Origin of the sequence: Streptosporangium sp. NPDC049376 (genome assembly GCF_044466505.1) — a bacterium.
Classification (GTDB): domain Bacteria; phylum Actinomycetota; class Actinomycetes; order Streptosporangiales; family Streptosporangiaceae; genus Streptosporangium.
Genome location: NZ_JBITMT010000034.1, coordinates 29,390 through 49,914, shown reverse-complemented (window position 1 = coordinate 49,914; position 20,525 = coordinate 29,390). Strand labels below are relative to the sequence as shown.

Below are 20,525 nucleotides of genomic sequence, written 5' to 3'. Positions count from 1 at the left end.
GGGGGGCCCGGGGGGGCCCCCCCGGCGGTGGTGGGGGGGGGGGGGGGGGGGGTGCGGGGGGGGGTGGGGGGGGCGGGGGGGGGGGGCGCCCCGGGCGCGCCCGACGCCCTGCTGGACCGCCACGGGGGCGACCTCACCGCCGCCCGCGAGGCCTGAGCCCCTGCGTGATCTTCCTCACCGAACATGGGATGATCGGGAAACCGTCGCCCGGCCGTACGCGGGCGCGGGCGGGGTCCGGAGCGGATCCCGCGCGTTCCACGGGGTTGATCGGAGAAGAACATGGGCATCGGCCAGGTCGGCGTGTGGCATCCGCTGTTCGGCAGGGGCGAGGCGGCGGCCGTGCGCCGGACGGCGGCGGCGATCGAGGGGCTGGGCTACGGCGCCCTCTGGTTCGGCGAGGCGCCGGGGACCAGGGACGCGTTCGCCACCTCGGGAATCCTGCTGGCGGCGACGGAGCGGGTGGTGGTCGGCACCGGCATCGCCAACATCTGGGTCCGGGACGCGACCGCCATGGCGGCCGGGGCCGTGGCGTACGGCGAGGCCTACCCGGGCAGGTTCGCCCTGGGCATCGGGGTCAGCCACGCCCCCCTGGTCTCCCAGCGGGGACACGACTACGCCCGCCCGCTGGCCGCGATGAGCGCCTACCTCGACGCGATGGACGCCGTGACAGGTGAGCTGCCCTTCGCCGCCGAGCCGCCCACCCCCCGCCTGCTGGCCGCGCTGCGGCCCAGAATGCTCGAACTCGCCAGGGACAGGGCCGACGGCGCCCACCCCTACTTCGTGCCGCCGGAGCACACCGTGCTCGCCAGGAAGATCCTCGGGGAGGGCCCTCTGCTCGCCCCCGAGCAGGCCGTGGTCCTGGAGACCGACCCCGCCGAGGCCAGGCGGATCGCCCGTGAGCACATGGCGGGCTATCTCAAGCTGCCCAACTACGTCAACAACCTGCTGCACCTCGGTTACGGAGAGGACGACCTGACCGACGGCGGCAGCGACCGCCTGGTCGACGCGATCGTGGCCTGGGGTGACGTGGAGACCGTCGCCGCGCGGGTCAGAGCGCACCTGGACGCCGGAGCCGACCACGTCGCCCTTCAGCCGCTTCCCGTCGACCTGGACGGCGCGGTCGTCCAGCTCGCCGAACTCGCCCCCGCCCTGGGCGTCCGGCCCGCCGGGTAGGGGTCCCATGTGACTCCGGTGCCACCGCTCCGTGGCTGAATGATCGTATTTCTTGGAAAACATTCGGTTCAGGGCTGTGAGCTGGGAACAAACCGTGTGAGAGGTCACGCGAAGGGAGTTCCCGCGGGTGGAGGACCCTGATGAGGAACGGGCGCTGCGAGCCCTGGGGACGGCGCTCGACGCGAACGCGCCCGTGATCCGGCATCGGCTCAGGCGTTTCCCCGAAGGCACGCCGTTCCTGCGGCTGCGCCTTCCCGGGGCCAGTGACGCCGCGCTCTTCCTCGACGGGCGCCAGTGGATCTACCTGAGCGAACCGGGACGGGGCGCGCCCGTCACCGAGTTCGCCGCGGGCCAGCTCGACGACGACCCCGAGGTCGTCGTCGAGCGCCTGATGTCGGTGATGGGGCGTTCGCAGGGCCGTACCTGGCGGCCGGGGCGCCTGTTGCGGGCCCTGGCGTTCGGGTTCGGCGCCGCGGCGCTGGTCTGCGTGCTGAGCGGACTGATCATGGCGGTCCTGGTCGGGGGGAGCGGTTACGTCTCCGAGGCCTCGACCAGGGGCGTCTACGTCCTGGCGGTCCTGTTCGGCCTGATCGCCGGGGTGTGGGTCGGCATCCGCCGCTGGCGGCGCCTCCCCTGACCCCGTCCTCTCCGGCGGCTCAGCCGAGCGTCTCCGAGACCAGTTCCCTGGCCGCCTCCTGGACCAGCGCGAGATGCTCCGGCCCCTTGAACGACTCGGCGTAGATCTTGTAGACGTCCTCGGTGCCCGAGGGGCGGGCGGCGAACCAGGCGCTGTCCGTCGAGACCTTGACACCGCCGAGGGCGGCCCCGTTGCCGGGCGCCGAGGTGAGGATCCCGGTGATCGGCTCCCCGGCGAGCGTCGTGGCGGTCACCCGGTCGGCGGAGAGCCCGGCGAGCACCGTCTTCTGCTCCCTGGTCGCCGGGGCGTCCACCCTGGCGTAGGCCGGGTCGCCGAAGCGGGACACCAGGCCGGCGTAGTGCTCGCTCGGCGAGCGTCCCGTGGTCGCGATGATCTCCGCGGCCAGCAGCGCCAGGATCAGGCCGTCCTTGTCGGTGGTCCACACCGAGCCGTCGCGGCGCAGGAACGACGCCCCGGCGCTCTCCTCGCCTCCGAAGCCGAGGGAGCCGTCGAGCAGCCCGGGGACGAACCACTTGAACCCGACGGGCACCTCGTACAACCGCCTGCCCAGGTCCGCGGCGACGCGGTCGATCATTCCGCTGCTCACCATGGTCTTGCCGACGCCCGCGCCCGCGGGCCAGTGCGGCCGGTGGGAGTACAGGTAGGAGATCGCCACGGCGAGGTAGTGGTTGGGGTTCATCAGACCGCCGTCCGGGGTGACGACGCCGTGCCGGTCGGCGTCGGCGTCGTTGCCCGTCGAGACGTCGAAGGCGTCCCGGCCCGCGATGAGGGAGGCCATCGCGTACGGCGACGAGCAGTCCATCCGGATCCTGCCGTCCCAGTCCAGCGTCATGAAACGCCAGGTCGGGTCGGTCAGCGGGTTGACCACCGTCAGGTCGAGGCGGTGCCGCTGCGCGATCTCGGCCCAGTAGGCCACGCTCGCCCCGCCCAGCGGGTCGGCGCCGACGCGCACCCCCGCCTCCCTGACCGCGTCGAGGTCGAGCACGGAGGGCAGGTCGTCGACGTAGGCCGCCAGGAAGTCGTGGCGGCCGGTGGTGTCGGCGGCCAGCGCCCTGGCGTAGGGCAGCCGCCTGACCTCCTTCAGCCCGTCGGCGATCAGCGCGTTGGCCCTGTCCTGGATCCACGAGGTGGCGTCGGTGTCCGCGGGGCCGCCGTTGGGCGGGTTGTACTTGAAGCCGCCGTCCGTCGGCGGGTTGTGCGAGGGGGTGACGACCACGCCGTCCGCGGTGCCCGCCGTACCCGACCGGTTGTGGGTGAGGATGGCGTGTGAGACCGCCGGGGTCGGCGTGTAGCCGTCCCGGCTGTCCACCAGGACCCGCACCCCGTTGGCCGCGAAGACCTCAAGCGCCGACACCCGCGCGGGCTCGGAGAGCGCGTGACTGTCCGCACCGAGGAACAACGGGCCGTCGATCCCCCGGGCCGCGCGGTACTCCACGATGGCCTGGCTGGTGGCCAGGATGTGGTCCTCGTTGAAGGCGGCGTTCAGCGACGAGCCGCGGTGGCCCGAGGTGCCGAAGGACACCCGCTGGCCCGCCTCCCCGGGGTCGGGGTGCAGCGCGTAGTAGGCGGTCACCAGGCGGGCCACGTCGACCAGGTCGGACGGCTGGGCCGGCTGCCCCGCGCGATCGTGCGTCATCGTCATCTCCTCATGTCATTTCTGGCAAATGCTTATTTACCCCGACCATGGGAGATGTCGCGTGGCAGGGGCCGTCACCGCAGCCAGGGAGGCGGAGCGGGCAGCGGTCCCGCGGGGCTGACCGTGAGCCCGGCGCCGTCGCTCCTGCCGATCAGCCAGGCGAGCAGCGCCCGGCTCCTGCCGGTCACGAGCGGTCCGGGGCCGAAGTCGTGCCTGATCTCCCCGTCGGTCGCCACGATCCGCATACCGGGAACGTCGCGCCTGGCCGCCAGGTCGGCGACCACCCTGCGGCACTCGTCGGCGGCGAACCAGCCGGGCCAGTCGTCGGGCGTGTAGGCGGTGCCCAGGTCCACGTGATGGATCTCCAGTTCCTGCAGCAGGCTGGAGACCGTCTCGTGCACGGGGCGCCCCGACTCGTCCGGCCAGCGGACCGGGCGGCGCCAGGCGGCCCTGGGATGCTCGCGGATGGCGGTCAGCACCCTGGTGACCGAGGAGCGCAGCCGCTCCATGAGGTCGGCCGCGGGGCCCCTGGCGTCCCGTTCGACCTGTTCGGCCCGGTCGCGCTCTCCGGGGTAGCGCGGGATGGGCAGGCCGGTCCGCGCGGCGACCAGCAGCCTGAAACGGGATTCGGCGCCCGCCGTGAGGTGGGCGACCACGTGTGCCCGGGTCCAGCCGGGCAGTCGTGACGGGGCGCGCAGTTCGGCCTCGGGCAGGTCCGCGGCGTCCTGGAGCAGTCTGTCGGCGCTCTCACGCAGGTACGGCAGGAGCGTGAGCGGCACCCCGTCGGCGATCTCCAGAGTCATGGTTCCCCGCTTGCCGCCGGGTACCTCTGGTGTCACGTCTTCCTCCACATCTCATCGGGGATCAGGCCGATTCCGTCCACCCTCTCTCTCCGGCGTCGTCCGTGACGGCTTTATGCAGCGGTCGTGCACGGAAAAGTCATGATTTACGCCCTGAGCATGGCGGACGGCACCCACCCCGTGACCCCGTGGGCAGGCGTCACCGGCGGTCCTCCCGCGGCCTTCAGACCGGTCAGGCCTGGTCCTCCGCGGGCACGCCGCCCTCGGCGTCGCCCGAACCCTCGGCGAGGCGGGTGCGGAGGCGGTCCCGGATCTCCTCGGGGGTGTAGGCGCGCCGCCGCCGCTCGGCTCTGGCGATCACCACGCCGGTCGCCGCGACGCCCGCCACCCCGGCGAGACCGAGTATCTTCCACCACCGCATATGCCTAGGCTACAGAAATGTCCGGCAAGAGCATCAGCCTCGATGAGGCGGTCGATCTGACCCGTACCGGCGACGTGTGGCTGTTCCGCGGCCGTACCGTCCCCGACAGAGCCATTCAGACCATGACGAACAGCCCGGTCAACCATGTCGGAATGTCCGTCGTCATCGACGACATGCCCCCGTTGATGTGGCACGCGGAACTCGGCCGGTCGCTGCCCGACATGTGGTCAGGGACCAACCAGCGCGGGGTCCAGCTGCACGACCTGCGGGACGCGGTCGGCGTCTGGGCCACCCGGTACGGCCAGCGCGCGTGGCTGCGCCAGCTCGAACCGCAGGCGACCAGGAAGATGGAGGACGCGGCGCTGCGTACGGTCGCCCTTCTGGACGGCACGCCGTTCCCCTCGACGGCCAGGCTCGCGGGCCGCTGGATTCGCGGCAGGGTGCCGAGGATCTTCAAGAGGGGCGCCTCGCAGGACGCGCTGGAGAGCGCCTACTGTGCCGAGGTCGTCGCCGTGACCTACGAGGCCATGGGCCTGCTGCCCGCGGACCGCAGGCCCAACTGGTACGACCCGGGACGTTTCTGGAGCGGGGACGACCTCAGGCTCGCCGAGGGCTTCCGGCTCGGCGGGGAGATCAGGGTGAACACCGGAGTCGTACGGCGGAGATGACCGCATTTAGAGAATGATCTCCAGATTATTCGTGATCTACAGGCTTAAGCGTGCTCTGTAGGGGTGTGTCAGGTTTCTGTGACTATTGGAGGTACATGGGAGATATGTAGTCAAGATTCACTCATTGGGGCATTTGTCGCGAAAGGAGGGGGCATTGATCTACGACAGAGCGATGAGGCATCGGGACCCGTCCGGTGGGCCCGGGCGGCCCATCCGTCCAACCAAGGAGATCAACGTGAAGTCCTCTCTTCTCGCAGCCGCTCTCGCCGCGGTGGCCCTGGCGGCCCTCCCGGTGGCCGCCCAGGCGAGCGCCGCCGGTTCCGTCCTCACCTTCACGCCCGCGCCGGAACCGGAACCGTCCGAGATGGTTCCCGTCGAGCCTTCGGGCGCGCCCTCCGAGGGCCCGTCCGAGGGAGCCTCCGAAGGCCCCTCAGAGGGCCCCTCGGAAGGTCCGTCCGAGGGGGCCGTGGCCGTGCCCTTCGGGCCGGGCTGCAGGAAGCTCCCCGAGAGCGGTCCCGGCAGTCCGGCCGAGATCGCCAGGGAGAAGGTCGCGACCGCCGTCGAGCAGAGCCCCCTGCTGTCCCAGCTCGCCGAGGCCCTCAAGAAGTCGGAGCTGGTCGAGCAGCTGAACTCCTCCGAGGGCGTCACGGTGTTCGCGCCGACCAACGAGGCGTTCTCCGTCCTGCCGCAGGACGTCAAGGACAAGCTCAAGGCTGACCCCGCCCAGCTCAAGAAGGTCCTCACCTACCACGTCGTCTCCGGCAAGGTGAAGCCCTCGGAGCTGCAGAGCGGCTCGCTTGAGACGCTTGAGGGCGGCAAGCTCACCGTGAAGCAGGAGAACGGGGAGTACACGGTCAACGACGCCAAGGTCGTCTGCGGCAACCTGCCCACGGCGAACGCCGTCATCTACCTCATCGACAAGGTGCTCACCCCGCCGCAGTGACCGGCGGCCGTACGGCTGAGGGGCATCCGCCGCCGGTGCCCCTCACCGGGCTGTCCGGGTCTTTCAGGTGGTGGGTTTACGGCCGACGCCGCCGACCGCCCACGTCCTGTCCGGTCCCCGTGTGGTGAGCGGATTGTCCGGGCGCCAGTGCCGCAGGTGGACGAGGCCGGGATCGACCAGGTCCAGCCCGTCGAAGAAGCGCAGCACCTGTCCCCGGGTGCGCCTGGTGTCCTCGCTCCTGCCCAGGGCCCGCTGGTAGACGGCGACGATCGGCCCCGCGACCTCGGGACGGGTGTCGAAGACCACGTGGGCGAGGACGAGGTGGCTTCCCGGGGCGAGCGAGTCGCGCAGCAGCGCCACGCTCTTGAAGGGGTCGTCCTCGTCCGGGGTGAACTGCAGCGTGTGCGGGATCAGTGCGGCCACGGGGCGGCCCGGATCGATCAGGCACCGCAGGTCGGGATCGGCGAGTACCTCCTCCGGCCTGAGCGCGTCCCCCATGACGACGGCGGTCCTGGGGTCGGTCGCCAGCAGCGCCCTGGCGTGGGAGAGCACGACCGGGTCGTCGGCGACGTAGACCACGCGGGCGCCGGGCAACCGGGACTGGGCGACCTCGTGGACGTTGCGTCGCGTGGGAAGCCCGGCGCCCAGCACGAGGAACTGGTCCACGCCCTGCCCGGTGAGGTAGCCGACCGCGCGGGCGATGAAGGCCTGCCGCTCCCTGGCCATCGTCCTGATCTCCGGGGCCACGGCCAGTACCTGTTCCGCGGCCCTGCGGTCGGCGGCGAAGTTGTCCTTGCCGCCGAGGAAGTAGTCGTTCATCCGCGCGACGTTCGGCACGCTCGTGTCCAGAGCCGCCGGGAACCGCCTGACCGAGTCGCTCATGCGTCACCTCCCCGGTTGCCTGTGAGACTAAGGAATCAGGCCGTCCATTGGTAGACGCCTACTCCCTGGCAATGGGGAAAAGTGATAACTATTCAGTATTTATCGCATGGCATTCGTGATTTGACGCACTTAAAGGGTGTTTTCGGATATGCCACACCGACGTCCCGGTCCGCCGGGGCCGATGTCAGTGGCAGGGCTCCAGGCGCCGTCCCTCTCCCGAGGGGAGGGCGAAGGCGGCCCACACGGCCTTGCCGCGGCTGGCCAGCGGGGCCCAGCCCCAGGTCTGGCTGATCCCCTGGATCACCTGAAGCCCCCGCCCGCTCTCGGCCTCGTAGTCGGGCTCGCGCAGGCTCGGGCCCTGGTCGCTGGGGTCGGTGACCGCGCACAGCACCGTGTTCTCCGTGCAGCAGAGGATCACCCGGACCTCCTGCACCCGGTGGGTGCCGACCACTCCGCGGACGCCGTGCCGTACGGCGTTGGTGACCAGCTCGGAGACGACCACGCCGGTGTCGTCGATGAGCGGGTCGAGCTGCCAGGCGCGCAGGGCGGTCGAGGTGAACTCCCTGGCGGTCCTGGCCGCGTAGGGGTCGTGAAGAAGGCTGCGGGCGGCCATCTGGAGATGGGCCGACTGACCTTCGCCCTCCGTCCACGGCGGCAGGCCGCTCGGCGGGAGCACGTGATCAAGCATTGACAACCACCGTTCCCACCCACCGATCTCTGTCCGGATGGATGTGGCTTGATGTCTTTGGCGAGCAGTCATCTGCGACCTTGGGGAGGCGTGGCGATCGCGTTGCGAGGGCAATCCGTCTAGTCATCTTGCACGGCGTGATGTGCATAGGCAAGTACAGATGCACGTGCATCTGCACAAAGAAGTATGATCGTACGAGAGTTTCCCTCCCTGGACAGGTGAGAGGCGAGGATGAGTCAGTTGCACAACGGCATGTCGGCGGCCCTGCTGGACGGAGTCGTCTGGCGCAAGAGCCGGTTCAGCAATCCCAGCGGCAACTGTGTTGAGCTGGCCGTACTTCCAGGCGGCGGGGTGGCGATCCGCAACTCGCGCGATCCCCTCGGGCCCGCCCTGATCTACACCTCCCGGGAACTCGGCGCCTTCGTCCGGGGGATCAAGGGAGGCGACTTCGACGACCTGATCGCCGCGGCCGACTGAAAGAACAAAATTCTGGGTGGCCGGGAGGGCTTGACGGGGGTACCGTGAAGGCTCGCGATCGCCACAAAGAGTGGGCGGGGGCTCGCGTTCCGCGCTTGAAGGACTACCAGATGATCACACCTCACGCAGAGGGCGAGCCGGTCCCTCCGACCTCGATGGCCGTGCCGCGAGGCAGCTCGACGGTGCTCAGGATCGTGCTCGGTGCCCAGCTCCGCCGCCTGCGCGAGGAGCGCCACATCACCCTGGAGGCGGCCGGGCGGACCATCCGCGCCTCGCACTCCAAGGTCAGCCGCATGGAGCTGGGCAGGGTCAGCTTCCGCGTGAGAGACGTCGCCGACCTGCTCACCCTGTACGGCGTGACCGCCCCCGACGAGCGCCAGGCGCTGCTCGGCCTGGTCGAGCGGGCCAACGTGGCCGGGTGGTGGCACAACTACAACGACGTCCTGCCCTCCTGGTTCGAGACGTACGTCGGCCTTGAGGAGTCGGCCTCCGTCATCCGTAACTACGAGGTCCAGTTCGTGCCCGGACTGCTGCAAACCGAGGACTACGCCAGGGCGGTCGTCCTGCTCGGCTACCCCAGCGCCTCGGAGGACGAGGTCGAGCGGCGCGTACGGCTGCGCATGGCGCGCCAGCGCATCCTGCACGCCCAGGATCCGCCCCGCCTGTGGGCCGTGGTCGACGAGGCGGTGCTGCGCCGTCCCCTCGGCGGCCCCGAGGTGATGCGCGGCCAGATCGACCACATCCTGAACTCGCTCGAACTGCCCAACGTTACCGTCCAGATCGTGCCGTTCAGCGTGGGCGGTCACGCCGCGGCGGGCGGGCCCTTCAGCATCCTGCGCTTCTCCCAGCCCGACCTGCCCGACGTGGTCTACATGGAGCAGCTCACCAGCGCGGTCTACCTGGAGAAGCGCGACGACGTCGACAGCTATCTGGAGGTCATGGAGCGCCTGTGCATCGAGGCCGAACCGGTCGGGCGCACCAGGCAACTGCTCCTCGAACTCCGCGAAGAGCTGTAACACACGGCGCGGGGTCGCAACCGCGCGCGCCCCGCCGTACGAACATGGTCGAGTGAAGTGCCTTGTCACCGGTGCGACCGGATACGTCGGCGGGCGGCTCGTGCCCGAACTGCTGGAGGCGGGTCACGAGGTGCGCTGCATGGCGCGCTCGGCGGCCCGGCTGCGTGACCACCCGTGGGCGGGCCGGGTCGAGACGGTCCAGGCCGACGCCACGGACGAGGAGAGCACGGCCAGGGCCCTCGACGGCGTCGAGGTCGCCTACTACCTCATCCACGCCATGGGTGGAGGCAGGGACTTCGCCGCCTCCGACCGCCGCGCCGCCACGGTCTTCGCCTCCGCCGCCGCGCGGGCCGGGGTGCGCCGCGTCGTCTACCTCGGCGGGCTGACCCCCGAGAGCGGGCCGATTCCCGAGGGAGGGCCGGCCCCCGAGGACGGGCCGGCCTCCGGGCGCGAGCCGGCGCCCGGGCAGGGGCTGTCGCCGCACATGCGCTCCCGCGCCGAGGTCGGGCGCATCCTCCTCGACGCCCCGGTGCCCGCCGTGGTGCTGCGGGCGGCGGTCGTCATCGGCTCCGGTTCGGTGTCGTTCGAGATGCTGCGCTACCTCACCGAGCGGCTGCCGGTGATGACGACGCCGAGCTGGGTGCGGACCAGGACGCAGCCCATCGCGATCCGTGACGTCCTGCGCTACCTCGTGGGATGGGCGTCGGTCGAGGAGGAGGTGAACCGCTCCTTCGACATCGGTGGCCCGGATGTGCTCACCTACGCCGACATGATGCGCGTCTACGCCCGCGTCGCCGGGCTGCCCCGCCGCGTCATCATCCCGGTGCCGCTGCTCAGCCCCGGCCTGTCGAGCCACTGGGTGGGGCTGGTCACCCCCGTCCCCGCGGGCATCGCCAGGCCCCTGGTCGAGTCGCTGCGCAACGAGACCGTCTGCCGCGAGCACGACATCGCCCGTCACATCCCCGACCCACCCGAAGGGCTCGTCGGCTTCGGTGACTCCGTCGCGCTCGCCCTGCGGCGGATCAGGGAGGCGAAGGTCACCACCCGCTGGTCCTCGGCCTCGACGCCGGGCGCGCCGAGCGACCCGCTGCCGACCGACCCCGACTGGGCGGGCGGCAGCCTCTACACCGACCGGCGGGCCCGCCGTGTCCGGGCGTCGCCGGAGGCCCTCTGGGCGGTGATCGAGTCGGTCGGCGGGGAGAGCGGCTGGTACTCCCTGCCGGTCGCCTGGCGCGCCCGCGGTTTCCTCGACCGTCTCGTCGGCGGGGTCGGGCTGCGCCGGGGCCGCCGCGACCCACGGCACCTGCGCGTCGGCGACGCGGTCGACTTCTGGCGGGTCGAGGAGGTCGAGCCGGGACGGCTGCTGCGGCTGCGGGCGGAGATGCGCCTGCCCGGCCTGGCCTGGCTCGAACTCGGCGTCGGCCGCGCCGGGGAGGAGACCGTGTACCTGCAGCGGGCGATCTTCCACCCCCACGGGCTGGCCGGTCACCTCTACTGGCACGCCCTGTCGCCCTTCCACGGCCTGATCTTCGGCAGGATGCCGCGCAACGTCGCCGCCGCGGCGCGACGCAAGGCGTGCGAGTGGCGAAGAAGTCCGGTGGGAACCGGGTCGGGAAACGATTCCAGCGGGCACAACCGGCAGGACATCGTTTCCAGCTGAACCACAGGAGGGGCCCCGACCATGGCCAAGATCCTGCTCGTCACCGGCGACGCCGCAGAGGACCTGGAGGTCTTCTATCCCTACCAGCGTCTGCAGGAGGAGGGCTACGAGGTGACGATCGCCGCCCCGGGCGTCAAGCGGCTGCAGTTCGTCGTGCACGACTTCGTCGAGGGCTTCGACACCTACACCGAGAAGCCGGGCCACACCTGGACGGCCGACGCGGCCTTCGCCGACGTCGACCCGCAGGAGTACGCCGCCCTGGTGGTGCCCGGCGGCAGGGCGCCCGAGTACATCCGCTCCGACGCCGACCTCCAGCGGATCGTCAGGCACTTCGACGAGGCGGGCAAGCCGATCGCGGCGCTCTGCCACGGCCCGCTCGTGCTGGCCGCGGCCGGGGTCCTGCGGGGACGGTCGAGCAGCGCCTACCCCGCCTGCGCGACCGACGTCGAGGTAGCGGGAGGCACCTGGGTCGACAGCGCCGCGCACATCGACGGCAACCTGGTCACCGGGCGCGCCTGGCCGGACCACCCGGCCTGGATGCGGGAGTTCGTGAAGATCCTCAGGGTCGAGGCGCCGATCTGACCGTCGCACGGGACCGCCCCCGTGCGACCGCCGTATGGGGGCAGGTTCTCTTTCCGCTTCCTTCGCGGGAAAAACCTCAAGAGATATCCCTTCATGGGTTCTTCCGGGGATGTTGAGAAATATGTCAGGCATCCCGAATTATCTTTGCGAAATCTCCGATTGTCGTTTTCTCCCGCCCAGGTAGCCCCGCCGTACGGTCATTAGGACAGGGATGACGTCCGGCGCGAGGGGGGAGAACCGGTCGTGGACCAGACGCCTTTGGCCCGTGCCCAGGACGCGTTCGCGCGCCGGGTCGATCCTGCACTCGCGCTGGCGGAGGACGCGGGCCGGGTGGCCGGGGCCTGCCACGCCATGGCGGAACGCTTCCACGGCGGAGGCAGGCTCGTCGTCTTCGGCAGCGGGGAGGCCGCGACCGACGCCCAGCACATCGCCGTCGAGTTCGTCCACCCGGTGATCGTGGGCAAACGCGCCCTGCCTGCCTTCTCCCTGACGAACGACGTGGCGACCATCACCGGCATCACCGCGGTCGCGGGGGCCGAGGAGGTCTTCGCCCACCAGCTCCGCCACCTGGCCGTCCCCGGCGACATGGCACTCGGCGTGTCCGCGACCGGGAACTGCGCCGACGTGCTCAGGGCGCTGGAGACCGCCAGGGCCCTCGGCCTGCTCACGCTGGCGCTGGTCGGCGGGGACGGCGGGGCGATCCGGGAGAGCGGTGCGGCCGACCACGTGCTCGCCGCCCGCTCCCACGACCCCCGGGTGGTCAAGGAGACGCACGTCACGATGTACCACGTCCTGTGGGAGCTGGTGCACGTGTTCCTCGAACAGCCCGGCGTGCTCGCCCCGAGGGTGGTCGCGTGACCGGCCGGGAGCGGGCGGGCGGCACGGCGGGCGGCACGGCGGGCGGCGCTGCCGGGGGCCGGACCCCGCCTGAGCCGTGTCACGAGGAGGTGTGCCTGACCTGCTCCGACGAGGCGGTGCCGGCCAGGGTGGTACGGCTGCTCGACGCGGGCCTGGCCGTGGCGGAGGCCGGGCGGGGCGCCGGGCGGGAAACGGTGGAGATCAGCGTCGCCCTGGTCGACGCCCAGGTCGGCGACGTCGTGCTCGTGCACGCCAGGGAGGCCATCGCCGTACTCAGGGGAGTGGACACATGAGCGCGCCGGACACCTCGGTCGAGTCGCTGTACCCGTTCCTCTACGCGGGCCCGACGGACCTGGAGGCCGTGCTGGCGGCGGTGCGCCGCTCGACGGAGGAGAAGGCCGGTGAGATCGTCGCCCTGCGCCGGGAGGTGCTCGACCGCGACGGCGCCGGGATCGCCGCCTGCGCCGAGGCCCTGGCCGAGGCCTTCGCCGGCGGCGCGAGACTGTTCGCCTTCGGCAACGGAGGCAGCGCGACCGACGCGCAGGACGTGGCCGCCCTGTTCCTCAGCCCCGGATTCCTGCCGGACGGCGGGGCCACGAAACCGCTGCCCGCCTTCGCCCTCACCGGGGACGTCGCGGTGGTGACGGCGCTGTCGAACGACGTCGGCTTCGAGGTCGTGTTCGCCCGCCAGCTCGCCGCCTCAGGACGCGCCGGGGACATCGCGTTCGGGCTCTCGACGAGCGGCAACTCACGCAACCTCGTCGCCGCCTTCGAGGAGGCGGACCGGCGCGGGATGACCACGGTGGGACTGGCGGGCTACGACGGCGGTCAGATGGCCGAGCTCGGCACCGTCGACCACCTGTTCGTGGTGCCGTCGAGCTCGGTGCACCGCATCCAGGAGGCCCAGACGACCATCTACCACGTGCTGTGGGAGCTCACCCAGCACGCGCTCTCCCGGCACGGGACTCCGGCCGGGAGCGGCCCAGGCTGACAAGCACTCGTCCGACGGCGGGCAGGAGCCCGCGAAGGTGGTGAGGCGCATGACCACGCAGAGCGGGTCGAAGGCGACCAACGCGGAGACAACACAAGAGCCGGTCGTTCACATTCTGTGGATCAACGCGGGCCTGAGCTGCGACGGCGACTCGGTCTCGCTGACCGCGGCGACCCAGCCGAGCATCGAGGAGATCGTGCTCGGCGCGCTGCCCGGCCTGCCGAAGGTCGCGGTGCACTGGCCGCTGATCGACTTCGAGTCCGGCCCCGTGCAGGGGGCGGACGTGTTCATCGACTGGTTCTTCAAGGCCGAACGGGGCGAACTCGACCCGTTCGTGCTGGTGGTCGAGGGCTCCATCCCCAACGAGGGGATCAAGCAGGAGGGTTACTGGTGCGGTTTCGGCAACGACCCGGAGACCGGGCAGCCGATGACGACGAGCCAGTGGCTCGACCGGCTGGCCCCGAAGGCCACCGCGGTGCTGGCCGCCGGCACGTGCGCCACCTACGGCGGAGTCCACGCCATGGAGGGCAACCCGACCGGCGCCATGGGGGTCGCCGACTACCTGGGCTGGGACTGGCGCTCCAAGGCGGGGCTGCCGATCGTGAACGTGCCGGGCTGCCCGGTCCAGCCGGACAACCTGTCCGAGACGATCGTGTACCTGCTCTACCAGGTCGCGGGCCAGGCCCCGATGATCCCGCTGGACGAGGCCCTGCGGCCGACCTGGCTGTTCGGGGCCACCGTGCACGAGGGATGCGACCGGGCGGGCTACTACGAACAGGGGCAGTTCGCGACCGAGTACGGCTCGCCACGATGTCTGGTGAAGATCGGGTGCTGGGGGCCGGTCGTCAAGTGCAACGTGCCCAAGCGCGGCTGGCTGAACGGGGTGGGCGGCTGCCCGAACGTGGGCGGCATCTGCATCGCCTGCACGATGCCGGGCTTCCCCGACAAGTTCATGCCGTTCATGGACGAGCCGCCGGGGGCGCTCATCTCCTCGACGGCCAGTGCCGCCTACGGCGGGGTGATCCGCAGGCTGCGCGCCATCACCCTCAAGACGGCGGACAAGGAACCGAAGTGGCGCAGGCGGGGGCACGAGCTGCTGACCGGCTACCGGGCGCCCTGGTGAACGGCACCGGGGTGACCGGCCCGCGATGTCCGGCAGGACACGGGCGTAACGAACACGGCGAGGGCAGGCCCGCGCGCACGCGGGCGGGACGGGGCTGACATGACGACGACACCGCACCAGGGTGGCGCGAAACCCGGGAAATCCGGGGCGGGACCGGGTCCGGGGGACAGCGAACTGGTGGAGATGGCCTGGGACCCGATCACCAGGATCGTGGGCAGCCTGGGCATCTACGCCAAGGTCGACTTCAAGCAACGCCGGGTCGCCGAGTGCTACAGCACCTCGTCGATCTTCCGCGGCTACAGCATCTTCATGAAGGGCAAGGACCCCAGGGACGCGCACTTCATCACCAGCAGGATCTGCGGGATCTGCGGCGACAACCACGCCACCTGCTCGGTCTACGCGCAGAACATGGCCTACGGCATCCGCCCGCCCGCGCTGGGGGAGTGGATCGTCAACCTCGGCGAGGCCGCCGAGTACATGTTCGACCACAACATCTACCAGGAGAACCTGGTGGGGGTCGACTACTGCGAGAAGATGATCGCCGAGACCAACCCCGGCGTGCTGGCGACGGCCGAACGCACCGAGGCCCCGCACGCGGGCGAGCACGGCTACGCCACGATCGCCGACATCATGCGCTCGCTCAACCCGCTCGAAGGGGAGTTCTACCGCGAGGCGCTGCAGATGAGCAGGCTGACCAGGGAGATGTTCTGCCTGATGGAGGGCAGGCACGTACACCCCTCGACGCTGTACCCCGGCGGGGTCGGCACGGTGGCGACCGTGCAGCTGTTCACCGACTACCTGTCGCGGCTCATGCGGTACGTGGAGTTCATGAAGAAGGTCGTGCCGATGCACGACGACCTGTTCGACTTCTTCTACACGGCGCTGCCCGGCTACGAGGAGGTCGGCAGGCGCCGGGTCCTGCTGGGCTGCTGGGGCAGCTTCCAGGACCCCGGGTACTGCGACTACGACTACCGCACCATGAGCGACTGGGGGCGGCGGGCCTTCGTCACCCCGGGCGTCGTGGTCGACGGCAGACTGCTGACCACCGACCTGGTGGACATCAACCTGGGCATCAGGATCCTGCTGGGCAGCTCCTTCTACGACGACTGGGAGGGGCAGGAGAAGTTCGTCACCCACGACCCGCTGGGCAACCCGGTCGACGCCCGCCATCCGTGGAACCAGCACACCATCCCGCACCCGCAGAAACGGGACTTCGCCGACAAGTACAGCTGGGTGATGTCGCCGCGCTGGCACGACGGGGAGAACCTGCTGGCCCTGGACACCGGCGGCGGTCCCATCGCCAGGCTGTGGGCCACGGCGCTCGCCGGGCTCGTCGACATCGGCTACGTCAAGGCCACCGGGCGCAGTGTGCAGATCAACCTGCCCAAGAGCGCGACGAAGCCGGAGAGGAGCTTCGAGTGGAGGATCCCCGAGCACAACGGGCAGCCGCTGTCGAACGCCCTTGAACGCAACCGGGCGCGCACCTACTTCCAGGCCTACGCCGCGGCCTGCGCGCTGTACTTCGTCGAGCAGGGGCTGGCGGAGGTGCGGGCGGGCCGCAGCGACACCTGGACGCCGTTCACGGTGCCCGAGGAGGCGGTCAGCTGCGGCTTCACCGAGGCGGTCCGCGGGGTGCTCTCGCACCACATGGTGATCCGCGACGGGAAGATCGCCAACTACCACCCGTATCCGCCGACGCCGTGGAACGCCAGCGTGCGTGACAGCCACGGCACGCCGGGGCCGTACGAGGACGCCGTGCAGAACACGCCGATCTTCGAGGAGAACCCGCCCGAGCGCTTCAAGGGCATCGACATCATGAGGGCGGTGCGCAGCTTCGACCCCTGCCTGCCGTGCGGGGTCCACATGTACCTCGGCGGCGGTGGCGAGTTGCGCAGGCTGCACACCCCGCACGCGTTCGGCGCCTGAGACGGGGGCGGGCGGATGTCGGAGACCACCGGCGCGCAGGCGACGGGTGAGCGGGTCGAGGAGCTGCTGGCCGAACTGGCCGCGCTCGGCGACCCCCTCGCCCGCGCCAGGGCCGAGGAACTGGTGCGGGCGCTGGTCGGCCTGTACGGCGCGGGCCTCGAACGCGTCATGGAGATCGTGACAGAGGAGGAGGCCACGGGGGTGCTGCGCCGGGTGACCTGCGACCCCCTGCTGTGCGGGCTGCTGGCGGTGCACGACCTGCACCCGCTGGACACCGGCGAGCGGGTACGGCTCGCCCTTGAGGAGGTCAGGCCCCACCTGGGCGGCCACTCGGGGGACGTGGAGCTCGTCTCCGTCGAGGAGGACACCGGCGTGGTACGGCTGCGCCTGCGCGGCGCCTGCGACGGCTGCCCCTCCTCCAGGATCACGGTGCGGCACGCGATCGAGCGGGCGGTGACCGGGGCGGCCCCCGAGGTGGTCCGTGTCGAGGTCGAGGGCATGGTCGAGGTCGCGGCCGAGGGCGCAGCCGGGGACGGCTCGCTGCTGCAGATAGGCACCAGGCCGCCTCCCGGGCCGTGCCCGGTCCCGGAACCGGGAACACAGCCGGGCGCGCGGTCAGGGGCGGGGACGGTGGCGCGGTGAGCACGGGACTGCGGCGCTTCAGGGAGCCGGCCGTCCCCGGGCCGCCGGTAAGCCCGGGGGCGCGGTGCTGCGAGCTGTGCGCCGAACCGATCGGCGAACGGCACGCCCACGTGGTGGACGTCGGCGGCCGCGCCCTGATGTGCGCCTGCCGCGGCTGCCACCTGCTCTTCACCACCGAGGGGGCGGCCATGGGCAGGTTCCTCGCGGTGCCGGGCCGTCACCTGTACGCACCCCGCCTCGCCCTGTCGGAGGCCGACTGGCAGGAGCTGCGGATCCCCGTGCGGATGGCGTTCTTCTTCCGCAACTCGGTACTCGGCCGTACGGTCGCCCTCTATCCGAGCCCCGGAGGGGCGACCGAGTCCGAACTGCCCGCGGAGACCTGGGAACGGGTCCTGGCGGCCAACCCCGCCCTCGCCGGCGTCAGGGCCGACGTCGAGGCGCTGCTCGTCGACCGGGGGCCGGACGGCTTCGCGGGACATCTGGTGCCGATCGACGCCTGCTACGAGCTGGTCGGCCTGGTCAGGACCCTGTGGAAGGGCTTCGGCGGCGGACAGGAGGCGTGGGAGGCCATCGACTCCTTCTTCGCGGACCTGCGTGAACGCGGCCAGGTCGTCGGTGGGCCCGCCGGTGAAGGGGGCGGGGGCCGTGACTGACCTCGGCTTCTCCTGCCTGGACGCCCGCCCCGACCCCTTCGCGGCCGCCCCGACGCTGCTCTTCCGGCTGCGCCTGACCGAGCCGGACGGCGGCAGGGTGCAGGCCGCCGTGCTGCGCTGCCAGATCCGCGTCGAGCCGCGCCGCCGCCGCCACACGCCCCGGGAGGCCGAACTGCTCGGCGACCTGTTCGGCGACCCCTCCCGCTGGGGCACCACGCTCACGGCGCTGCAGTTCGCCAATGTCTCGGCCACGGTGCCCGGCTTCACCGGCGAGACCGAGATCGACCTGCCGGTGCCCGTCACCTACGACCTGGAGGTCGCGGCGGCCAGGTACTTCGCGGCCCTCGACGACGGCGAGATCCCGCTGATCCTGCTGTTCAGCGGCACCGTGTTCACCCGCACCCCGCAGGGCCTGTCCGCCGGGCAGGTGCCCTGGGACCGGGAGGCACGCCACCGGCTGCCGGTGGCCGTGTGGCGTGAGCTGATGGACCGCCACTTCCCCGGGCAGGGGTGGCTGCGGCTCGACCGGGAGACTCTGCGCGAGCTCGGCCGCTTCAAGTCCGCCAGGGCGCTGACCACCTGGGACGAGACCGTGCGGGCGCTGCTCGCGCAGACGAGGGAGGCCGCCGGATGAGCACGCCGATGGAGACCGCCCGGCAGGTCGCCGACACCGTGCTGTACGAGGGGTACCTGCTCTACCCCTACCGGGCGTCGGCCGCGAAGAACCGGACACGCTGGCAGTTCGGGGTGCTCGTGCCGCCCGGCTACACCGCGACCGCCGAACCGTCCCGCTGCCAGACCGAGTGTCTCCTCCAGGCGGGAGAGGAGGCGACGGTCCACGTCAGGCTGCGCTTCCTGCACCTGGTCGCCAGGACCGTCGAACGGCTCGAAGCCGACGGCGCCCACCGGCCGGTTCCCTCCCTGCGGATCGGCGAGGAGACCCACCTGAGCTTCGACGAGGCCGTCGAGCGGGAGTGCGAGGCCGTCCTGCCGCTGGCGGAGCTGCTCGGGGCAGGGCGGACCCTGGAGGCGGGCTTTCCCGGGGGCCGTACGGCCGAGCCGCTCCTGGCCCCCTCGGGGCGGGCCGCAGGCCGTGTCGTGCGCGAGCACCTGCCGGTCGAGGCGGTGGCGCGGATCGGCGCCGAACGGCTCGCCGGGCCGTACGGGCCGGTCAGGCTGCGGGTGCGGGTGGAGAACACCTGCGACTGGGAGCCGGGGCCGGAGGCGGGCCGCGACGACGCGCTGCGCAGGTCGCCGATCGCCGCCCACACGCTGCTCGCGGTCACGGGCGGGGAGTTCCTGTCCCTGCTCGACCCGCCGGAATGGGCGGGAGAGGCGGCGCGCGCCTGCCGGAACCTGCACACCTGGCCGGTGCTCGTCGGCGAGCCGGGACGGCGCGACGCCGTGCTCTCCGCGCCGATCATCCTGTACGACCACCCGGCCGTCGCCCCGGAGAGCCCCGGCGACCTCTTCGACGCCACCGAGATCGACGAGATCCTCAGCCTCAGGACGATGACCCTGACCGAGGAGGAGAAGAGGGAGGCGAGGGCCACTGACCCGCGGGCCGCCCGCATCGTCGAGCGGACCGGGGACATGCCGGGCGAGATGCTCGAACGGCTGCACGGCGCCATCCGCTACCTGCGCTCCTGCGGGCCGGAGCCCGTACAGGAGGAACGGGGGCGACAGCCGGTGCCGTGGTGGGACCCCGGCGCGGACACCTCGGTCTCCCCGGGGAGCGACGGCGTCGTCGTCGCGGGGGTGACCCTCGCCCGGGGCAGCAGGGTCCGGCTGCTGCCCGGCGGGGGCGCCTGCCCGGGGGCGCCCGGCGGGCGCCGCGCGGACGCCCACGACATGTTCCTGACCGGGCGGGCCGCGACGGTCGAGGCCGTCCTGCTCGACGTGGACGGCGCCCACCACCTGGCCGTGACCCTGGAGGACGACCCGGGAGCCGACCTGCAACGCGCCCAGGGCCGCTTCCTGTACTTCTCGCCGGACGAGGTCGAGCCGCTCGACGGCGCCCCGTCGGAGGGGGAGGGCCGATGAGCGGCGGGATCCTGGTGGCGGGCGTCGGCAACGTCTTCTTCGGCGACGACGGGTTCGGCGTCGAGGTCGTCAGGCTGCTCGGCGAGCAGGGGCCGCCGGAGGGCGCCGTGGTGGCCGACTTCGGCATCCGCGGAGTCCACCTGGCCTACGAGCTGCTGGCCGGGTACGACGGCCTGATCCTCCTCGACGCCGTCCCCAGGGGGGAGCGGCCGGGGACGCTGTCGGTCATCGAACCCGGCATCGACCGGGGGACCCGGGACGAGGCGCCGCTCCTCATGGGGGCGCTCGGCGACTCCCACGGCATGACGCCGGACGCGCTGTTCGCGCTGTTCGGCCCGCTCGGCGTCACCACCGAGCCGGTCCTGCTCGTCGGCTGCGAGCCCGCTGACACCTCGCCGGGCATGGGACTCAGCGAACCGGTCGCCCACGCGGTCCCCGTGGCCGCGGGACTCGTCCGGGAGCTGGTCGCGGAACAGGTCGCGGCGTCAGGCGCCGCGCGTATCGAGAGGGGAAGGACATGATCGGGAAAGTGCTGCTGCTGACGGCCGCCGCGGGGGTGGCGGTCGTGATCGCCGTCTCCCTGCCCGACATCCTGCGCTACAAGCGGATGAGGGAGATGTGACCGGCCGGTACGGCCCCGCGCGGGCCACCCGGGGTGAAGGACCGACACGAGAGGCGGCGGGGC

24 protein-coding genes are annotated in these 20,525 nt (G+C 71.6%); 19 read left to right on the top strand and 5 right to left on the bottom strand.

Translation table 11 applies throughout. From position 1 onward, the window contains the following. The first annotated feature begins 279 nt into the window (after positions 1–279). Both ACIBVQ_RS39250 and ACIBVQ_RS39245 read left to right on the top strand, forming a co-directional pair. A complete protein-coding gene (locus ACIBVQ_RS39250) occupies positions 280–1,173 on the top strand; it encodes an LLM class F420-dependent oxidoreductase (protein ID WP_399183950.1) in 894 nt (297 codons plus the stop codon). A 127-nt stretch (positions 1,174–1,300) separates the two neighbouring features. Then, a complete protein-coding gene (locus ACIBVQ_RS39245) occupies positions 1,301–1,810 on the top strand; it encodes a hypothetical protein (protein ID WP_399183948.1) in 510 nt (169 codons plus the stop codon). Between the two features lie 19 nt (positions 1,811–1,829). Here ACIBVQ_RS39245 and pgm read toward each other — a convergent pair whose 3' ends face one another. From pgm to ACIBVQ_RS39230, 3 genes are all read right to left on the bottom strand, one after another. After that, positions 1,830–3,467 (bottom strand): phosphoglucomutase (alpha-D-glucose-1,6-bisphosphate-dependent), encoded by a 1,638-nt coding sequence (gene pgm / locus ACIBVQ_RS39240; protein ID WP_399183946.1) that lies wholly within the window; start codon positions 3,465–3,467, stop codon positions 1,830–1,832. A gap of 74 nt (positions 3,468–3,541) precedes the next feature. Beyond that, positions 3,542–4,306 carry a maleylpyruvate isomerase family mycothiol-dependent enzyme gene (locus ACIBVQ_RS39235; RefSeq protein ID WP_399183944.1) on the bottom strand — a complete coding sequence of 255 codons (765 nt, stop codon included), beginning with the start codon at positions 4,304–4,306 and terminating at the stop codon, positions 3,542–3,544. 193 nt (positions 4,307–4,499) lie between these two features. Continuing rightward, a complete protein-coding gene (locus tag ACIBVQ_RS39230; protein WP_352016518.1) occupies positions 4,500–4,688 on the bottom strand; it encodes a hypothetical protein in 189 nt (62 codons plus the stop codon). A 17-nt stretch (positions 4,689–4,705) separates the two neighbouring features. On the opposite strand from ACIBVQ_RS39230, the gene ACIBVQ_RS39225 reads away from it, so the two are divergent. Together ACIBVQ_RS39225 and ACIBVQ_RS39220 are read left to right on the top strand one after the other, a co-directional pair. Beyond that, entirely contained in the window at positions 4,706–5,356 is a 651-nt protein-coding gene (locus tag ACIBVQ_RS39225; protein WP_399183942.1) for a hypothetical protein, read from the top strand. A 235-nt stretch (positions 5,357–5,591) separates the two neighbouring features. Further along, positions 5,592–6,299: a fasciclin domain-containing protein gene (locus ACIBVQ_RS39220; RefSeq protein ID WP_362911806.1), complete on the top strand. Its 708-nt coding sequence runs from the start codon at positions 5,592–5,594 to the stop codon at positions 6,297–6,299. Between the two features lie 63 nt (positions 6,300–6,362). On the opposite strand, the gene ACIBVQ_RS39215 is transcribed toward ACIBVQ_RS39220, so the two are convergent. Continuing rightward, positions 6,363–7,181: an SAM-dependent methyltransferase gene (locus ACIBVQ_RS39215; protein ID WP_362784741.1), complete on the bottom strand. Its 819-nt coding sequence runs from the start codon at positions 7,179–7,181 to the stop codon at positions 6,363–6,365. 184 nt (positions 7,182–7,365) lie between these two features. Continuing rightward, entirely contained in the window at positions 7,366–7,869 is a 504-nt protein-coding gene (locus tag ACIBVQ_RS39210; protein WP_352016514.1) for an ATP-binding protein, read from the bottom strand. 231 nt (positions 7,870–8,100) lie between these two features. On the opposite strand from ACIBVQ_RS39210, the gene ACIBVQ_RS39205 reads away from it, so the two are divergent. The 15 genes from ACIBVQ_RS39205 (at position 8,101) to ACIBVQ_RS39135 (ending at position 20,462) form a co-directional block, all read left to right on the top strand. After that, positions 8,101–8,346: a DUF397 domain-containing protein gene (locus ACIBVQ_RS39205; RefSeq protein ID WP_352016513.1), complete on the top strand. Its 246-nt coding sequence runs from the start codon at positions 8,101–8,103 to the stop codon at positions 8,344–8,346. A 110-nt stretch (positions 8,347–8,456) separates the two neighbouring features. Continuing rightward, complete coding sequence (locus ACIBVQ_RS39200; RefSeq protein ID WP_362911807.1) at positions 8,457–9,362, top strand: helix-turn-helix transcriptional regulator; 906 nt, start codon at positions 8,457–8,459, stop codon at positions 9,360–9,362. Positions 9,363–9,414: 52 nt separating this feature from the next. Beyond that, entirely contained in the window at positions 9,415–11,022 is a 1,608-nt protein-coding gene (locus tag ACIBVQ_RS39195) for an SDR family oxidoreductase (protein WP_399183938.1), read from the top strand. Between the two features lie 21 nt (positions 11,023–11,043). After that, positions 11,044–11,604 carry a DJ-1/PfpI family protein gene (locus ACIBVQ_RS39190; RefSeq protein ID WP_362784731.1) on the top strand — a complete coding sequence of 187 codons (561 nt, stop codon included), beginning with the start codon at positions 11,044–11,046 and terminating at the stop codon, positions 11,602–11,604. Between the two features lie 243 nt (positions 11,605–11,847). Then, positions 11,848–12,462 carry an SIS domain-containing protein gene (locus ACIBVQ_RS39185; protein WP_386196567.1) on the top strand — a complete coding sequence of 205 codons (615 nt, stop codon included), beginning with the start codon at positions 11,848–11,850 and terminating at the stop codon, positions 12,460–12,462. After that, complete coding sequence (locus ACIBVQ_RS39180) at positions 12,459–12,755, top strand: HypC/HybG/HupF family hydrogenase formation chaperone (protein ID WP_399183936.1); 297 nt, start codon at positions 12,459–12,461, stop codon at positions 12,753–12,755. Before ACIBVQ_RS39185 ends, ACIBVQ_RS39180 begins: the two co-directional genes overlap by 4 nt. Beyond that, positions 12,752–13,453 (top strand): SIS domain-containing protein, encoded by a 702-nt coding sequence (locus ACIBVQ_RS39175; protein WP_362911810.1) that lies wholly within the window; start codon positions 12,752–12,754, stop codon positions 13,451–13,453. The genes ACIBVQ_RS39180 and ACIBVQ_RS39175 overlap by 4 nt, the downstream gene beginning before the upstream one ends. A gap of 49 nt (positions 13,454–13,502) precedes the next feature. After that, positions 13,503–14,576 carry a hydrogenase expression protein HypE gene (locus ACIBVQ_RS39170; RefSeq protein WP_362911811.1) on the top strand — a complete coding sequence of 358 codons (1,074 nt, stop codon included), beginning with the start codon at positions 13,503–13,505 and terminating at the stop codon, positions 14,574–14,576. Positions 14,577–14,675: 99 nt separating this feature from the next. Then, positions 14,676–16,502, top strand: coding sequence for a nickel-dependent hydrogenase large subunit (locus ACIBVQ_RS39165; protein WP_399183933.1), 1,827 nt, complete (start codon positions 14,676–14,678; stop codon positions 16,500–16,502). Between the two features lie 15 nt (positions 16,503–16,517). After that, positions 16,518–17,144, top strand: coding sequence for a NifU family protein (locus ACIBVQ_RS39160; protein ID WP_399183930.1), 627 nt, complete (start codon positions 16,518–16,520; stop codon positions 17,142–17,144). Then, positions 17,141–17,797, top strand: a complete 657-nt coding sequence (locus ACIBVQ_RS39155) for a DUF5947 family protein (protein ID WP_399183927.1) — start codon at positions 17,141–17,143, stop codon at positions 17,795–17,797. Before ACIBVQ_RS39160 ends, ACIBVQ_RS39155 begins: the two co-directional genes overlap by 4 nt. Further along, positions 17,790–18,431: a DUF6084 family protein gene (locus ACIBVQ_RS39150; protein WP_362911814.1), complete on the top strand. Its 642-nt coding sequence runs from the start codon at positions 17,790–17,792 to the stop codon at positions 18,429–18,431. The genes ACIBVQ_RS39155 and ACIBVQ_RS39150 overlap by 8 nt, the downstream gene beginning before the upstream one ends. Further along, positions 18,428–19,840, top strand: a complete 1,413-nt coding sequence (locus ACIBVQ_RS39145; protein ID WP_399183925.1) for a hypothetical protein — start codon at positions 18,428–18,430, stop codon at positions 19,838–19,840. Before ACIBVQ_RS39150 ends, ACIBVQ_RS39145 begins: the two co-directional genes overlap by 4 nt. Continuing rightward, positions 19,837–20,361 carry a hydrogenase maturation protease gene (locus tag ACIBVQ_RS39140; protein ID WP_362911816.1) on the top strand — a complete coding sequence of 175 codons (525 nt, stop codon included), beginning with the start codon at positions 19,837–19,839 and terminating at the stop codon, positions 20,359–20,361. Before ACIBVQ_RS39145 ends, ACIBVQ_RS39140 begins: the two co-directional genes overlap by 4 nt. After that, the gene (locus tag ACIBVQ_RS39135) at positions 20,358–20,462 is read left to right on the top strand and encodes a DUF6893 family small protein (protein ID WP_386196579.1); all 105 of its coding nucleotides are present in this window, start codon (positions 20,358–20,360) and stop codon (positions 20,460–20,462) included. The genes ACIBVQ_RS39140 and ACIBVQ_RS39135 overlap by 4 nt, the downstream gene beginning before the upstream one ends. The last annotated feature ends 63 nt before the right edge of the window (positions 20,463–20,525 follow it).

Excerpts from the sequence above, each read along its gene's own strand:
- ACIBVQ_RS39250 (WP_399183950.1), top strand. The coding sequence starts at position 280 with ATGGGCATCGGCCAGGTCGGCGTGTGGCATCCGCTGTTCGGCAGGGGC.
- pgm (WP_399183946.1), bottom strand. The coding sequence starts at position 3,467 with ATGACGCACGATCGCGCGGGGCAGCCGGCCCAGCCGTCCGACCTGGTC.
- ACIBVQ_RS39230 (WP_352016518.1), bottom strand. The coding sequence starts at position 4,688 with ATGCGGTGGTGGAAGATACTCGGTCTCGCCGGGGTGGCGGGCGTCGCG.
- ACIBVQ_RS39225 (WP_399183942.1), top strand. The coding sequence starts at position 4,706 with ATGTCCGGCAAGAGCATCAGCCTCGATGAGGCGGTCGATCTGACCCGT.
- ACIBVQ_RS39215 (WP_362784741.1), bottom strand. The coding sequence starts at position 7,181 with ATGAGCGACTCGGTCAGGCGGTTCCCGGCGGCTCTGGACACGAGCGTG.
- ACIBVQ_RS39210 (WP_352016514.1), bottom strand. The coding sequence starts at position 7,869 with ATGCTTGATCACGTGCTCCCGCCGAGCGGCCTGCCGCCGTGGACGGAG.
- ACIBVQ_RS39205 (WP_352016513.1), top strand. The coding sequence starts at position 8,101 with ATGAGTCAGTTGCACAACGGCATGTCGGCGGCCCTGCTGGACGGAGTC.
- ACIBVQ_RS39200 (WP_362911807.1), top strand. The coding sequence starts at position 8,457 with ATGATCACACCTCACGCAGAGGGCGAGCCGGTCCCTCCGACCTCGATG.
- ACIBVQ_RS39190 (WP_362784731.1), top strand. The coding sequence starts at position 11,044 with ATGGCCAAGATCCTGCTCGTCACCGGCGACGCCGCAGAGGACCTGGAG.
- ACIBVQ_RS39175 (WP_362911810.1), top strand. The coding sequence starts at position 12,752 with ATGAGCGCGCCGGACACCTCGGTCGAGTCGCTGTACCCGTTCCTCTAC.
- ACIBVQ_RS39170 (WP_362911811.1), top strand. The coding sequence starts at position 13,503 with ATGACCACGCAGAGCGGGTCGAAGGCGACCAACGCGGAGACAACACAA.
- ACIBVQ_RS39165 (WP_399183933.1), top strand. The coding sequence starts at position 14,676 with ATGACGACGACACCGCACCAGGGTGGCGCGAAACCCGGGAAATCCGGG.
- ACIBVQ_RS39160 (WP_399183930.1), top strand. The coding sequence starts at position 16,518 with ATGTCGGAGACCACCGGCGCGCAGGCGACGGGTGAGCGGGTCGAGGAG.
- ACIBVQ_RS39145 (WP_399183925.1), top strand. The coding sequence starts at position 18,428 with ATGAGCACGCCGATGGAGACCGCCCGGCAGGTCGCCGACACCGTGCTG.
- ACIBVQ_RS39140 (WP_362911816.1), top strand. The coding sequence starts at position 19,837 with ATGAGCGGCGGGATCCTGGTGGCGGGCGTCGGCAACGTCTTCTTCGGC.
- ACIBVQ_RS39135 (WP_386196579.1), top strand. The coding sequence starts at position 20,358 with ATGATCGGGAAAGTGCTGCTGCTGACGGCCGCCGCGGGGGTGGCGGTC.